The organism is Leifsonia sp. ALI-44-B (assembly GCF_001984125.1).
Classification (GTDB): Bacteria; Actinomycetota; Actinomycetes; order Actinomycetales; family Microbacteriaceae; genus Okibacterium.
Genome location: NZ_MTQL01000007.1, coordinates 1,426,358 through 1,441,011 on the forward strand (window position 1 = coordinate 1,426,358; position 14,654 = coordinate 1,441,011).

General features: G+C 69.4%; 8 protein-coding genes. 5 read left to right on the plus strand and 3 right to left on the minus strand.

What is annotated here, in order from left to right:
* Positions 1–66: 66 nt before the first annotated feature.
* The 3 genes from ALI44B_RS13710 to ALI44B_RS16000 all read left to right on the plus strand — a co-directional run bounded on the left by ALI44B_RS13710 (position 67) and on the right by ALI44B_RS16000 (position 9,014).
* Positions 67–3,690, plus strand: a complete 3,624-nt coding sequence (locus ALI44B_RS13710) for an RICIN domain-containing protein (protein WP_083710039.1) — start codon at positions 67–69, stop codon at positions 3,688–3,690.
* Between the two features lie 91 nt (positions 3,691–3,781).
* A complete protein-coding gene (locus tag ALI44B_RS13715) occupies positions 3,782–7,945 on the plus strand; it encodes a family 43 glycosylhydrolase (protein WP_077055141.1) in 4,164 nt (1,387 codons plus the stop codon).
* A gap of 142 nt (positions 7,946–8,087) precedes the next feature.
* Positions 8,088–9,014, plus strand: a complete 927-nt coding sequence (locus ALI44B_RS16000) for a hypothetical protein (protein ID WP_143459267.1) — start codon at positions 8,088–8,090, stop codon at positions 9,012–9,014.
* A 537-nt stretch (positions 9,015–9,551) separates the two neighbouring features.
* Here the strand turns inward: ALI44B_RS16000 and ALI44B_RS13725 are convergent.
* Positions 9,552–9,998: a DoxX family protein gene (locus ALI44B_RS13725; protein WP_077055143.1), complete on the minus strand. Its 447-nt coding sequence runs from the start codon at positions 9,996–9,998 to the stop codon at positions 9,552–9,554.
* 233 nt (positions 9,999–10,231) lie between these two features.
* On the opposite strand from ALI44B_RS13725, the gene ALI44B_RS16230 reads away from it, so the two are divergent.
* Entirely contained in the window at positions 10,232–10,387 is a 156-nt protein-coding gene (locus ALI44B_RS16230; protein ID WP_179100274.1) for a hypothetical protein, read from the plus strand.
* Positions 10,388–10,503: 116 nt separating this feature from the next.
* Here the strand turns inward: ALI44B_RS16230 and ALI44B_RS13730 are convergent, their stop codons facing one another.
* Positions 10,504–10,908 carry a hypothetical protein gene (locus ALI44B_RS13730; RefSeq protein ID WP_077055144.1) on the minus strand — a complete coding sequence of 135 codons (405 nt, stop codon included), beginning with the start codon at positions 10,906–10,908 and terminating at the stop codon, positions 10,504–10,506.
* A 67-nt stretch (positions 10,909–10,975) separates the two neighbouring features.
* The gene (locus tag ALI44B_RS13735) at positions 10,976–11,533 is read right to left on the minus strand and encodes an MOSC domain-containing protein (protein ID WP_077055145.1); all 558 of its coding nucleotides are present in this window, start codon (positions 11,531–11,533) and stop codon (positions 10,976–10,978) included.
* Between the two features lie 54 nt (positions 11,534–11,587).
* Here ALI44B_RS13735 and ALI44B_RS13740 point away from each other — a divergent pair, with 54 nt between their 5' ends.
* Positions 11,588–14,653 carry a DNA polymerase III subunit gamma and tau gene (locus ALI44B_RS13740; RefSeq protein WP_083710176.1) on the plus strand — a complete coding sequence of 1,022 codons (3,066 nt, stop codon included), beginning with the start codon at positions 11,588–11,590 and terminating at the stop codon, positions 14,651–14,653.
* Position 14,654 lies beyond the last annotated feature (1 nt).

Here is a 14,654-nt window from a genome sequence, read left to right on the forward strand (position 1 = left end):
CCACCGCACCACCCGCATGACCCGATGCACCCTCATCACACGCAATGAAGCGAAAGGGAACGTCCCATGACAGCACGAACACCCCGGGGTCGCCGACTCCGGCGCACCGTCTCGATGGCACTGACGGGCGCGCTCGCCGCCTCCGGTGTCGCCCTCGCCGGAGCGGGGGCGCACGCGGCGCCCGCGGCGACGGCGCCGGCCCAGGCCGTCACCTCCCAGGCTGCCGTGGCCGCGGCATCCGCCACCCAGACGATCACGCCGGACCCGTCCTACCAGCAGCCCGAGTTCGAGGGCTGGGGCACGAGCCTCGTCTGGTTCGCCAACGCCACGGGCGACTACCCCGACGAGGTGCGCAACAAGCTCGCCGACATGGTCTTCGGAAAAGACGGCCTGAACCTCAACATCGCGCGCTACAACGTGGGCGGCGGCGACGCGCCCGAGACGCGCTCCTACCTGCGCCCGGGCGGCGACGTCGAGGGCTGGTGGAAGCGCCCGGCCGGCCTCGACCAGAACGCGCGCGACTGGTGGAACCCCGACGACGACAGCATGTGGAACTTCGACGCCGACCCCACGCAGCGCTGGTGGGTGCAGGCCGCCAAGGCCCGCGGCGTCGATAAATGGGAGACGTTCTCCAACTCGCCGCCCTACTTCATGACCAACAGCGGCGTGGTCTCGGGTGCTGTCGACAAGAACGCCGACCAGATGCGCGCGGCCGATATCGACGATTTCGCGGCCTACATGGCCCGCGCCACCGAGCACCTCGAAGACGCCGAGGGCATCACGGTCGACACGATCGACCTGCTGAACGAGCCCTGGAACGGATACTGGACCGCCTACGGGCGACAGGAGGGCGCGAACATCCCGCCCGCCACGCAGGAGAAAATCTTCGCCGCGCTGGCTAAGGCCCAGGTGAAGTACGGCAGCGACTCGAAGATCTCGGGCATGGACGAGACCAACCCGGGCCGCTTCGCGAGCACCTGGAACGGCTACGCCGACGCCACCAAGAACCTCATCGAGCAACTCAACGTGCACACCTACGGCACGGGCCAGCGCTCGAGCGTGCGCGATATCGCGAAGGCCGCCGACAAACCGCTGTGGATGAGCGAGGTCGAGGGCTCGTGGGGCAACGGCCAGAACTTCGAGTCGATGGCCCCCGGCCTCGGCATGGCCGGCCGCATCACCGACGACCTGCGCGAGCTCGAGCCGTCGGCCTGGGTGTTCTGGCAGCCCGTCGAGGACTACGACAACATGACGCCCGCCGCCGAGAACGCCAACTGGGGAAGCATCCAGCTGCCCTTCAACGGCAACGAGACGGGCGACTACACGATCCGCACGAACACCAAATACAACACCGTGCGTAACTACACGCACTACATCGAGCCGGGCGACCACATCGTCGGCGTCAACGACACCAAGACGACGGCCGCGATCGACGGGGATGGTTCGGGCGCGACGCTCGTCTCCATCAACGACGCGACGGCCGCCAAGACCGTGGCCATCGACCTGACGAAGTTCGCCTCGACCGCGGGCGCCACCGTGACGCCCATCGTGACCGACGCCTCGGGCGCGCTCGTGGCGCAGCCCGCCATCCCCGTGACCGACGGATCGGCCACCGTCACGCTGCCCGCCGCCTCCGTCACGACCCTCGTGGTCGACGGGGTCTCGGGCGTCGCCGACGACGCGAGCATCTTCACCGATCGCGGCGTCTACCAGCTGACGAGCGCTCACGCCTCGAAGGCTCTCTCGGCCGCCGCCGGGAAGGTCACGCAGGAGAACGTCGACCAGACGAAGGGCGCGCAGCACTGGCGCGTCGAGAAGTTGACCGACGGCGTTTCGAACCGCGAGGAGTACCGCGTGCTCAACGTGGCGAGCGGGCAGGCCCTGTCGGCGTCGTCGCGCACGGCTCTGACCACCGCGTCCGCCTCCGGAACCGCGGGTGTGCAGCCCGCCGCCTCGCGCTGGATACTGTCGACGACGGGTGACGGAAGCTACACGTTCGTGAACAAGGCCTACGGCACGCTGCTCGACGTGGGCGGTCAGTCGACGGCGGCCGGAGCATCCGTGGGTCTGTGGACGGGATCGTCGGCCGACAACCAGCGCTTCATCGTGTCGGACCTGTCGCTGTCGGATGTCGCCCCCGTGCGCGTCTTCACGGCGCCCGGCGTGACGCCCGCCTTGCCCGAGACCGTTTCGGCCACGCAGGCTTCGGGCGCAACGGCGCAGGTGCCCGTCGCCTGGACGACCGACGGCGTCGACTTCTCGGCCGCCGGCGTCGTCGCCGTGACGGGTGTCGCGACCGGACCCGCGGGGGACACGCGCGACGTGACCGCCGAGGTGGTCGTCGGCACGCTCGCCTCGACGCTGCCCGCCCGCGCCAAGACGTGGCTCGGGCACGAACCCGAGCTGCCCGCCACCGTCACCGCGGTGACCGAGGGTGGCGAACAGGTCGACGTGGCCGTCACGTGGGATCTCGACGAGGTCGACGCCGACGCCTGGGACACCGTCGGAACCGTGACCGTTTCGGGTGCGACGACTGCGGGCTCCGTGCCCGCGACCGTGCGCGTGCAGGTCACGAACCCGTCGCTCGTCAACGTGGCGCTCGCGCCGAACGGCACGCCCACGGCATCCTTCAGCGGACAGTGGGACAAGGTGACCAACGTGAACGACGGCGTGGTCGACTCGAATCGCTGGACGAACTGGGTGTCGGGGCAGTGGCGCCCGAGCGACTGGGTGCAGATGGATCTCGCCACCGAGACCACCATCGACCACGTCACGCTGCGCTTCTACAACGACAACGGCGGAACCCTGCCGGCCGATACCGTGCAGCTGAGCTGGTGGGATGCCGCGGCCTCGGCCTGGGTGCCCGTCAACGCCCAGCCCACCACGGTGACCGAGGATGTCTTCGAGCTCGCCACCCCCGTGACGACGTCGAAGCTGCGCGCCACCATGACGGCCCGCGCCAACGCGTGCATCGCGCTGTCGGAATTCGAGGTGTGGGCGCCCGGCGCGCCCGGTGTCGGAACCGATGCGACGCTCGACCAGCTGACCGTGAACGGTGAGGCCGTTGCCGGGTTCGATGCCGAGACGCTCGAATACCGGGTGCCGATCGCGGCGCTGACCGAGGGTGCGGATGCGGCAGCCGATGCCGCTCCGGCCGCGAGGGTGTCGTCGGCCGCCGGTTCGACCGCCGTCGCCGTCGCCGCCGTTCCGGCTTCGCGGGTCTCCGCGCTCGCGGTTGCCGCCGAGGCACCCGTTTTGGGCGCACGCTCGGCCGACCCGTACGCGACCGTGACGATCGCGCAGCCCGATGCGGCGGCCGCCGAGCCCGTCGGAACCGTGACGGTCGCCGCCGAGAACGGTGAGGCGTCGTCGACCTATACGGTTCGTTTCGTGGCCGATGCCGTGGAGCCGGTCGACCCGACCGACCCGGGCACCGGCGGCGGTACGCCCGGAACAGGCACGCCCGGTGCAGGGAGCGGTTCTGGTTCCGGCGCTGGTTCGGGTTCGGGCGCTGGTTCGGGTTCCGGGGCCGGAACGGCCAACGGTTCGAACTGGCTCGCGAACTCGGGTGCGCAGGTGGGCGGCTTCGCTGCCCTCGGCGCGCTGCTGCTCGCGGCCGGCGCGGCGCTCGTCGTCGTGCGTCGACGCCGCGCGGGTTCGACCAGTGCAGGTTCGACAAGCGCGGAGTAGCTGAGACGGGTGCGGGTCGTTCGTCGGCCCGCACCCGCTCCTCGCTCTCTGCACCTTTCTTCTCCTTCCACACCGACGTGAAAGCGATTCAATGACCTCTCGTTCCTTCAAGCGGCCGTGCGCGGCCGCCCTCGCCCTCGCCGGGGGTTTCCTCCTGGCCACGGGCCCGGTCTCGGCGGCGCTCGCCGCGGCCGCCCCGACTCCGTCGGCTACCGCCGGCGATTCCGCACCCACCCCTGTGGCCTGGGGCTCCTCAGCCGTGCCCGCCGAGCTCGCCACGGCATCGGGCGCTGGCCTCGCCGCCGGCCTCGACCACACCCTCTTCCTCGCCGCCGACGGCGGCGAGGCGGCCTGGGGCGCGAACGGTTTCGGCCAAGCATCCGTGCCCGCCGCGCTCGCCGACCGCACCGTGACGCAGATCGCAGCCGGCGCCAACCATTCCCTCGCTCTCACCTCCGAGGGCGACGTCGTGGCCTGGGGCCGCGACGGCGACGACCAGACCGACGTGCCGTCCGCGGCCACGCGCGTGCTGCAGATCGCCGCCGGCGGCTCCAACTCGCTCGCCGTGCTCGAAAACGGCTCCCTCGTGGCCTGGGGCGACAACGGCTTCGGCCAGAACGATGTCCCCGCCACGCTCGACGGCGAAACGGTCACGAGCGCGGCCATCGGCTCGGGCTTCACGCTCGCCGCCACCGCCGACGGCGATGTCGTGGCCTGGGGCCGCTCCGACGTGGGCCAGCTCGAGGTTCCGGACGCCCTCGCCGACGAAGAGGTCGTGCAGGTCGCGGCCGGCACCGACCAGGCGCTCGCGCTCACCGACGACGGCCGCGTCTTCGCCTGGGGTGGCGACGCCTTCGGCCAGGCGGATGCGCCGGCCACCGTCACCGCGCCCGGATCCGACATCGCGACCCTCGCCGCGGGCCCGTACTTCTCGGCGGCACTGACCGCCGACGGCGACGCGATCGTGTGGGGCAAACAGGATGCCCGCGCAGCCGACCTGCCGGACGGACCCCTTGCCGCGATCGCCGCCACCGAAACCGGTGCGACGGCTCTCGCGGGCGCGGCGCCCGCCTTCGGCTCGGCACCGGGAGGCGCGGGCAACACGCCCGAGTCCCTCCCCGGCGAGCCGACGACGCCCACCGAACCCGGCCAGCCCGGCACGCAGCCCGGCACCGGCGCCGGCACGGGCTCCGGCTCCGGCACGGACGCCGGTTCAGGCGCCGGAACGAGCACGGGCTCGGGAACGAACGGCTCGACCCCCGGAGGCCTCGCCCTCTCGGGCGTCGACCTCGCTACGATGCTCGCGCTCGCCGTCGCCATCCTCGGCGCCGCGACCGGTTTGCTCGTCGCTGTCCGCCGTTCGCGCTACGCCGTTTCGTCGGCAAGCGCAGCGTCGATCCTCGACGAGGATGCAGCCTCTGCTCCCTCTGCTCCCTCTGCTCCCTCCGGGCCGGCCGCAGCCACCTCAGCAGACGCCGACACGGCAGCCGTCGCATCCGAGCCCCGCCGCTCTCGCAACCACAAGCTGCGTCGCACCTTCGGCCGCGGCGCCGCCCTCACCACGGCCCTCGGCCTCGCGGTCACGGGTTCGCTCGCCGCCCAGCCGCCCGCAGCGGCCGACGCCGCCGCGCTCGCCCCCACCTACCCGAGTCCCACCCTGCAGCAGCTCGTCGAGAACGACTTCGTGCTCTACTTCGCCAACGCGGGAACCGCCAACCCCGGCGCCGTATCGCCCGGCGACCACATCGGCCTTTTCCAGAAGAAGACCGACCAGCCCTACGGTCTCGACCAGGCCACGGGCGGCAGCTGGGGTTACGTCTCCGATGCCAACAGCACGCCGACCGCCAACGATTCGGCGGGCACCGACAAGACGGCCTCGCTGCGCTACGACAAGCCGCCGACCGGCGCCAAGCTCGACACGCGTTCTGTGGATTACGCCTTCGACCTTCCCGAGGGTTCGTATGACGTGAGCTTCGGTTTCCAGCTGCCGTCCGGCTGGACCAACCGCGACGTCGACCTGCGGGCAGAGGGCCGCAGCCTCGAACGAGTCAATGCGCCATCCGGAAGCCTGCTCGAACGCACCTATACGGTCGAGGTCACCGACGGCACGCTCGACCTCGAGGTGCACAGCCCCGCCGGCCGCACCAACGCCTACACCGATCCGGCCGTCAACTACCTGATCGTGCGCGCGCCGAAGACCTACGGCGCCGAGCTGCTGGCCGAGAAGATCCGCACCGTCACCCTGGGCGCCGCTCAGCGCGAGGGCTATGCGGATGACTCGCTCGCCGCCCTCGACGCCGAGATCGCCCGCGCGCAGAAGCTCGTGACCGCCGGATCGACCGACACCGCCGCCATCCGGGCCTCGTATGACGCCCTCGGCTCGGCATTTGTGGCGCTCCGCCCGCTCGTCACCTACGACTCGTTCCGCCCGGGACAGGCGTGGGTCGACGACAACGGAAACCCGATCCAGGCTCACGGCGGCCAGGTCGTGCCGTCGAAGGACGCCGACGGCCGCACGCTCTACTACTGGTACGGCGAGGACCGCTGGAACGGATACTCGGCCAGCCGCGGCGTGCACGTCTACTCGTCGTACGACCTTTACAACTGGCACGACGAGGGTCTCGCCCTGCAGGCCATGTCGGCGCCCGGCCAATTCGAGGACGACGCCTACTTCGCCGAGCTCTACGCCGACTACACGGCGGAGCAGAAGGCCGCCGTCTACCGCGACCTCGGAACGGTGCAGACCGACCCGAACGTGAACGCCGCCATCCTCGAACGCCCCAAGGTGATCTACAACGAGAGCACCGACCAGTGGGTGCTGTGGGTGCACGCCGACGGGCCGAGCGCGACCTCCAACGCGCAATACGCCAAGGCCAACGCGGGTGTCGCGGTGTCGGATTCGCCCACGGGACCGTTCCGCTACGTCGACAGCTACCGGTTGAACGTGGCGCCAGAAGGTGAGCCGAACTACCAGCCCGACAGCCCCGGCATGGCGCGCGACATGAACCTGTTCGTCGACACCGACAAGACCGGCTACATCATCTACGCCAGCGAAGAAAACCTCACTCTGTTCGTCTCGAAACTGAGCTCGAACTACATGTTCCTCTCGACCTCCGTGGAGAAAGCCGAAAAGGGTGTCGACTTCACCCGCGCCTATATCGGCGGGCAACGTGAGGCCCCGGCCGTGTTCCTCTACCAGGGCACGTACTACCTGATCACGTCGGGGGCCACGGGCTGGAACCCGAACCCGGCGAAATACGCCACGGCGACGAGCATGCTGGGGGAGTGGACCGACAAGGGCAACCCGGCGACGGGTCCCACGGCATCCACGACCCACGGCAGCCAGTCGACGTCGGTCATTCCGATCGACCCGGCCGCGGGCAAGTTCATCTACATGGGCGACCGTTGGACGCCCAACGACCTGAAGAACGCGCCCGCCGTCTGGCTGCCGCTCGAATTCGGCGAGCAGGGCCAGCTGTCGCTCAACTGGTACGACGAGTGGACGCTCGACGACCTCGAGGGCAAGGGTTCGGTGAGTGTCGACCTCGAGCTCCCGGCGACCGTGACACTGGGGGATGCGGCCAGCCTGCCGACCTCCGCCACCGTCACGTCCTCGGGCGTCACGTCGAAGCGCACCGTCACCTGGGCGGCCGCGTCCCTCGACGTTCCCGGTCCCGTCACGCTCACGGCATCCGTCGAGGGCGTCGCCAAACCGATCACCCGCCAGACGATCGTCGTGCCGAAGGGCCTGCGCTACCTCGTGGATGCCGGGGGCGCCGCGTCACCCGAATACGACGCAATCCGTTCCGCCGTCGCCGACCAAGCGCCCCTGCTGAACTCGACGTTCGATCAGCAACTCGCCGCCGACCCGGCGACGGGTCTCCGCTGGGGCAGCACGAACCCGGCAACGGGCACGAACACGGGCTCGCTGTTCGAGTCGCTGCGCTACGTCTCGGCCACCGCGCCCGACAAGCGCCTCGGCTACCGCTTCGAGGGTCTGGATGCCGGCAGCTACGACGTCTACGTGGGCCTCTACGACCCGTGGTCGCAGTGGGCGAAGAATCGCCGCGCAGCCATCGCTGTCAACGGCGAGCAGGTCGTCGCAGCCCAGCCCATCACGGGCCAGAACACGGTCGCGTCGCTCCCGAATCGCGCCGTAGCCGCCGACGGCGCCCTCGACCTGACGCTCACCCCCGTGGGCTCGGGCGACGGCACCGACGTGCAACTCAGCTGGATCATGATCGTCCAGCGCTAGCGCGCCGCGCGCAAAGTCAGGGGTGGGTGCCGGTACCGGCACCCACCCCTTTCGCTTGCCCTTCCCGGTGAACTATCAGTATGAGAAATACTCACTCGGGAGGGTGAAGGTATCGAGATTCGACGACGAATAGGAGATACCCATGAGAAACGCATCGAAATTAATGACCGTTGGAGTGCTTACCACTTTGCTTACCGGCGGTGTAGTGATGCCAGCTGCCGCACACGACCCCGCCTCGGCGACGGTAGACGCGCTAGAACGGGTCGCTCCAGATGCACTGGACGGTAATGTTCAAGCGCCCACGGATGGGGTGGATGACATTCCGTTCCACGCCGAACTTGCTGAGGGCGATGTGTCACTTCCCACCGCCGTTGGCGCACCCGTCACAATCGACACGCCGGAAGGTGGGATAAAAATCGAGCTTCCTTTTGCGACGAATCAGGCGACGGCTCAAGGCATCGCGCCGGGTGTGGTGGCCTACGACAATGCGAACGGCACCACCACGGTTTCATCAGTGAAACAGGCCGGAGCGCTTCAATTCACAACGGTCATAGAAACATCCGCGGCGCCGACCGAGTTTTCCTACGACATCGCTGTTCCGGAAGGTGGAAGCATCCTTGAGGGCACTGGGGGATACTTCATCCTTGATAGTGACGGCGAGCCAGTGGCAACCATCGCCGCACCATGGGCTCTCGACGCAAACGGTGCTTCAGTGCCCACCCGCTACGAATTCGCAGGGACCACCCTGACGCAGGTCGTGGAGCATGCCTCGACGAAGGTGGTTTACCCCGTCGTGGCCGATCCAAAGTTCGAATGGTTCAATCTCCTGCCGACCGTCAAATTGACGCGCTCTGAAACGTCTTCCGCCAGAACGGCAACGGGCCTCGCGACCGTGTGTGGTTGGGCGGCCAGAACTACAGGCTATTTGGGTGGCGCAGTATGTGGCCTGAACGCCGGGTCGATCATCGTCAATGCGAACCGGGCCTATGGTGCTGGCAAGTGCCTCAGGCTACTCATCGGACCCGGAGTCGTGGGTGGAGTGCCGTACAAGGACGGTTACTGCCGATGAGTATCCGCACCCTTTTCGCTGTCGACAGCCGCCGAGCTGTAATGGCCACACCGGGGCGGCGACTCGCCTCGCTCGCGTCGTTCATTCTTCTCACAGGCGGTGCGATCCTTCTGGGGCAGCACGTCTCGCCCTGGGTGTGGCCTTGTCTGATTGTCGTAGACATACTGATTTTCGCAGTTCTCGGAGACAGGTGGGCCGACCAGGATGCTCATCGCGCGGCCGAATCACAGCGGCAGGGTCGGGGATGACGGCCACCCGCAGGATGAGCTGGGCCCGAGCATTTGGCGGCATCCTCGTTTCAGTCTCAGTCGCCTTGATCCCACTCCTGATTGTGTGTTCCTTCTCTGAGGACGTGTGGATGCGGTGGGGAGCGCTCGCCGCGTGTGGCTACATCCTCGCGGCGATGATGCGGTCGATGCGCACCTTCGAAACGCGTTTCGATCGTGACACGCAGCACGGTGATCCTTCCTCCTGACGAGCGAAAGTGGGCCGGAAACGCAGGGTTCCCGGCCTACCTTCGGCGCTGTCTGAAAGAACCTAGGCGGTCGCGGCGCGGGGCGCACGGGAGGCCTGTCCGCGGCGGGAGGCGATGACGGCGTCGACGCTGAAGGCGCCTGCGCCCGTGAAGGCGGGCACAAGTGACGCGACGGCGAGGAGCAACGTGAACTCGATGCCGCCGTCCTGCGCGAAGAAGCCGGCCGGCAGGTGTGCGGTGACGAGAGCGCCCACCGACACGATGGCGAGTGCGATGCCGGCGATGCGGGTGCCGAGACCCAGCACGAGCAGCAGGCCTCCGACGAGCTCGACGAGCGCCACGACGGGGGCGAGGATAGCGGGGGCGGGAAGCCCCATGCCCTCGAACATCTGCTGCACACCCGGCAGCCCGATGACGAACAGCTTCTGGGCGCCGTGGGCGATGAAGATGCCGCCGACGGCGAGGCGCAGCAGCAGAAGGCCGGCAGAGGTCGAGGTGCGCTGGAACATGTGTCTCCTGACGTGGAACGAGTGACGGACGGGAGACCGGGCGGGGGACATCGGTGGCCGGCCTCCGCGAAAACAGCTTGGCGAAGCATCCCGACAGCGAGCCGCTTGTCCCCTGAAAGAGGGGTGGATGTCGGTGTGTCGAACTCTCGGCTGCGGTATGGGTCCGGAGGCGTCAACGGGGTTTCGGCGGCGAGCGCGGCGGCGTAGCGTTGCAGTCAACCGAAGGAGACAGCATGAGCGACATCAACGGCTTCGCAGCCGCCGACTTCCCCGACGACGCACGCACCCCGGTCGGCGACGACCTGCCGGGCCAGGAGACCGACGCCGAGGCGATCTTCCGCGAGCGCCTCGAAGAACAGGACGACGAGGCCGCCGGCAAGAAGCCGTAGCCTGGCGCATCCTCGCGCCGCTGCATCCGAAGCCCTCTCCGCCCAGGAGGGGGCTTCGCTGTGTGACGGGCTCGGCTATTAGCTCGAGCGGCAAGCAGCTGCCGGTACGTCGCCGATCAGCCGAATTCGATGAACTGGATGGCGATGCCCACGATGGCGGCCACGATGCCGATGCCGAGCAGCAGCCACCCGATCAGCCGAAAGGTGCGGCCGTCGATCTCGGGCTCGCGCGTGCGGCAGATCCACGGGGCGCGGTGATTGAACCACAGGGGGATGTCATCGCCCACCTGTGCGCGCAACGCCTCGGCCGTAGAGGCGGGGGCCTCGTGCACGTCGTGGTCGTCGTCGAGCCAGCGCACGATGTTGCCCTTGGGGCCCGTGGCGATGACGCCGTCCACCTGGATCCACCGTTTGCGCACGCTGCCGAGGATGAGCCCGATGCCGAGCAACACGGTGCCGAGACCCAACCCGAACCACGTGAAGACCTCACTGATCAGACCGACAGCGGTGTGACCATCCATGTCGTGCCTTTCGCGTCGATCGGTTCTTCGTCGATGCTAGCGGAGGCGCGTGACGGCTTCCTGCGCGCTAGACGACGCCGAGCGGGCGGTGCGGTTCGGCGGGCAGCTCGATCCCGATGGGGTCACCCGCGCGCACCGTGCCACCGGTGACGACGATGCTCATGACACCGGCTTTGCGGATGACATTGCCCTCGGCATCCTTGCCCAGCACGGCTTTCATGAGCCCGCGCTCTTTGCCGTTGATCTGGGTGCAGGGGTTGCGCAACCCCGTGATCTCGATGAGCGCCTCGGAGCCGAGCCGCAGCCGCGTGCCCTCTGGCAGCCCCAGCAGGTCGACGCCCTCAGTGGTCACGTTTTCGCCCAGCTCGCCCGGTGCGACCTCGAAGCCGCGCTCGCCGAGTTCGTCGAACAGCTCGCTGTGCATGAGGTGCACCTGCCGCAGGTTGGGTGATTCGGGGTCTCTCTTCAGGCGGTGCACGTGTTGCACGGTCTCGCCGAAGTGGGCGTCGCCCTCGACCCCGCGGCCCGCGACCAGGCGGATGTCGGGGGCGGTCGGTTTGCTGAAATTGTGGGCGTCGTCGCGGCTCACGGCGACGACGCGGGCGGCGGTTCCCTGTGCGCTCATGCCTCGAGTCTGCCACCCCGGCGAATGTCGGTGGTGGCGGCTAGCATTGGTTTCGTGGTCACCGCCTTATATCGCCGTTATCGGCCAGAGAATTTCGCCGAAATGATCGGTCAGTCGCAGGTGACCGATCCGCTCATGACGGCGTTGCGCACCAACCGTGTCAATCACGCCTATCTCTTCAGCGGCCCGCGCGGCTGCGGCAAGACGACGTCGGCCCGCATCCTGGCGCGCTGCCTCAACTGTGCAGAGGGCCCGACCGACACCCCGTGCGGCGTCTGCCCCAGCTGTGTCGAGCTGGGTCGCGACGGCGGCGGCTCGCTCGACGTGGTCGAGATCGACGCGGCGAGCCATAACGGTGTCGACGACGCGCGCGACTTGCGCGAGCGCGCCGTCTTCGCCCCCGCGCGCGACCGCTACAAGATCTTCATCCTCGACGAGGCCCACATGGTCACGCCGCAGGGCTTCAACGCGCTGCTCAAGATCGTCGAAGAGCCGCCAGAGCACATCAAGTTCATCTTCGCCACGACCGAGCCCGACAAGGTCATCGGCACCATCCGCTCGCGCACCCACCACTACCCGTTCCGGCTCATTCCGTCGGCGCAGATGCTCGAATACGTGCAGCACATGTGCGATCTCGAGGGCGTCACGGTCGAGCCAGGTGTTCTTCCGCTCGTGGTGCGTGCCGGTGGCGGTTCGGCGCGCGACACGCTGTCGCTGCTCGACCAGCTGATGGCCGGGTCCGATGGCACGAGCGTCGACTACGAGCGCGCCGTCGCGCTGCTGGGTTACACCCACGCCACCCTGCTCGACGACGCCGTCGAGGCGCTCGGTTCGCGAGACGCCGCGGCGGCCTTCAACGCGGTCGACCGGGTCATCCAGACGGGTCAAGACCCCCGCCGCTTCGTTGACGACCTGCTCGAGCGGCTGCGCGACCTCATCGTCGTGGGCGCGACCGGTGCGGCCGGTGCCCAGGCGGTGCTGCGCGGCATCCCGCAAGATGAGCTCGACCGCATGGCCGTTCAGGCCGACAGCTTCGGCCAGGCCGAGCTGAGCCGCACGGCCGATATCGTCAACGCGGCCCTCAGCGAGATGACGGGCGCCACCTCGCCCAAGCTGCACCTCGAACTCATGACGGCGCGCATTCTGGTGCCCTCGATGGACGACAGCTCGCGCGGTGCCCTGGCGCGCGTCGAGCGGCTCGAGCGGCGCGTGGGCGTCGACGGCTCGGGTGGAAACAACGCCGAGCTGGCTCCGCGCGGCGAGGCTGCGCGCCCCGGCGGGGGAGCGGCTGGTGCTCCGGCGCGTGCCGCGACCGCGGGCCCGGCGCAAGCTCCTGCACCCGCGCGCACCTCGGCCCAACCCGCTACTGCGACGCAAGCCCCGGCTTCCTCGCGCACGCAAGAACCTTCGGGCGAACAGGCGCCCGCGCGTGCTCAGGCTGCGGGGGCTGATTCGTCGACCGCCGCAGCGGCTCAGGCCGCGGGTGTCGTGGCCGCTTCCTCGAGCGACGACGCCGCAACGACAGCGGCGACCGGTGAAGCGCTGGCGAAGGCAGCGGCTGCGTCCTGGGGCATTGAGGTCGCAGAAACCACAATCGAGCCCGCCGCTGCTCGTTCAACCTCGGCGCGGCCCTCGACTGAGTCCACGCCGGCCGAGTCCTCGCAGGCTGGGTCCACGCCCGCGGAACTGGCTCGTGATGCAGCCGACGAGAATCCGTCGAACCGGGAAGAGGCGTCTTCCGAGGCGCCGTCTGTGCCTACCAAGTCTGTGCCTACCAAGTCTGTGCCTAACAAGTCGGTGCCTCACAATGAGCCGTCTGCCAATGAGCCGCTCGCCGACCAGCCGCTCGTCGATGCGGCCTACACCGCGTCACCGGGGGCTGACCAGGTCGATGCTCCGGTGGCCGCCGGCACGCATCCGGCTGCGGCCTCTGCGCCGGGAGCTGCAGAGAAGGCCCCCGACCTCGCCGCCGCTCCCGCCGTGCCGGCCGCCGATCTGGCGTCCCCGGTGTCCGACACCTCCGCGGCCCCCGTGTCGCTGCAGCAGCTCAAAGACGCCTGGCCCGAGATCCTCGAACGCGTGGCCGACACCAGTCGCCCGGCGTGGCTCGTCGCCGCGACGGCAACCGTGCGCGCCCTGCAGGGCGACATCCTCACGCTCACCTTCCCGAGCCACAACGACGTCGAGGGCTTCAAACGCGCCGACGCCGGCGAGGGCCCAAGCGAATGGCTGCGCCGCGCGATCGTCGACGTGCTCGGCATCCGAGTGAAATACATCGCCCGTGTCGACCCCGGTCCCGGATCGGGTGGCTCTCGCGGCCCGGCCGCCGGACCGCGCGACGGAGAACCCGGCGCACCCGCGACCGCGCCGCGCGCGACCCCGGCGCCCGCCGGTAGTCCGCAGACCGACGATGCCCGCGCGGCGGCCCCCGCCGGTGCAGGCGCGTCCTCGTCCGCCTCGGCCCCGGCACACGCCGCGTCCGCAGGGCGTCCTGCGACCCGCGCCGCCGCTCCGAGCGCACCCGCCACGAATGTCGACGATTCCGGATGGCACGTCGTCGCCATCCCGCAGGCCCACGTCTCGTCCGACGACAACGACGACAGCAGTGTCGCGGCACCTGAGGCTGCCGCCGCTCCCGCGAAGTCCACCGCTGCCGTCGCTCCCGCGAATTCGGCTGCCCCCGCGGCGACCGACGCCGAAGCGCCGCCCGTCGACGACGAGCCGCCCTACGATGACATGCCGCCCCCCGAAGACGACGAGGCGCCCTTCCCCGACCCCGGCTTCGGTTCGGCCGCGCCCACCGAGGCGTCGCCCTGGGCCACGCCGTCGTCCGGCCCCGCCATCATCCCGCCCGTCGGGCCCCCGCCCGTTGTGCCGCCGCGTGCCCGCCCGGCCGCCGCCCCCGCAGCCGCGGCCCCCGATGTGCCGGCACCCGCCGTCGCGCGCGCCAAGAAACGCGCCGCCGAGCCGAAGATCGACCCGGGCCCCACCGCCGGGCACCAGAGCCACCCCGCCGCGTCCACGCGCTACGGCGAGGCCGTCGTGCGCGAACTCCTCGGGGCCACGTTCCTCGAAGAGCAGCCGCACGTTCCCGCCACACGATTCAATCGAGGGCAGTAAG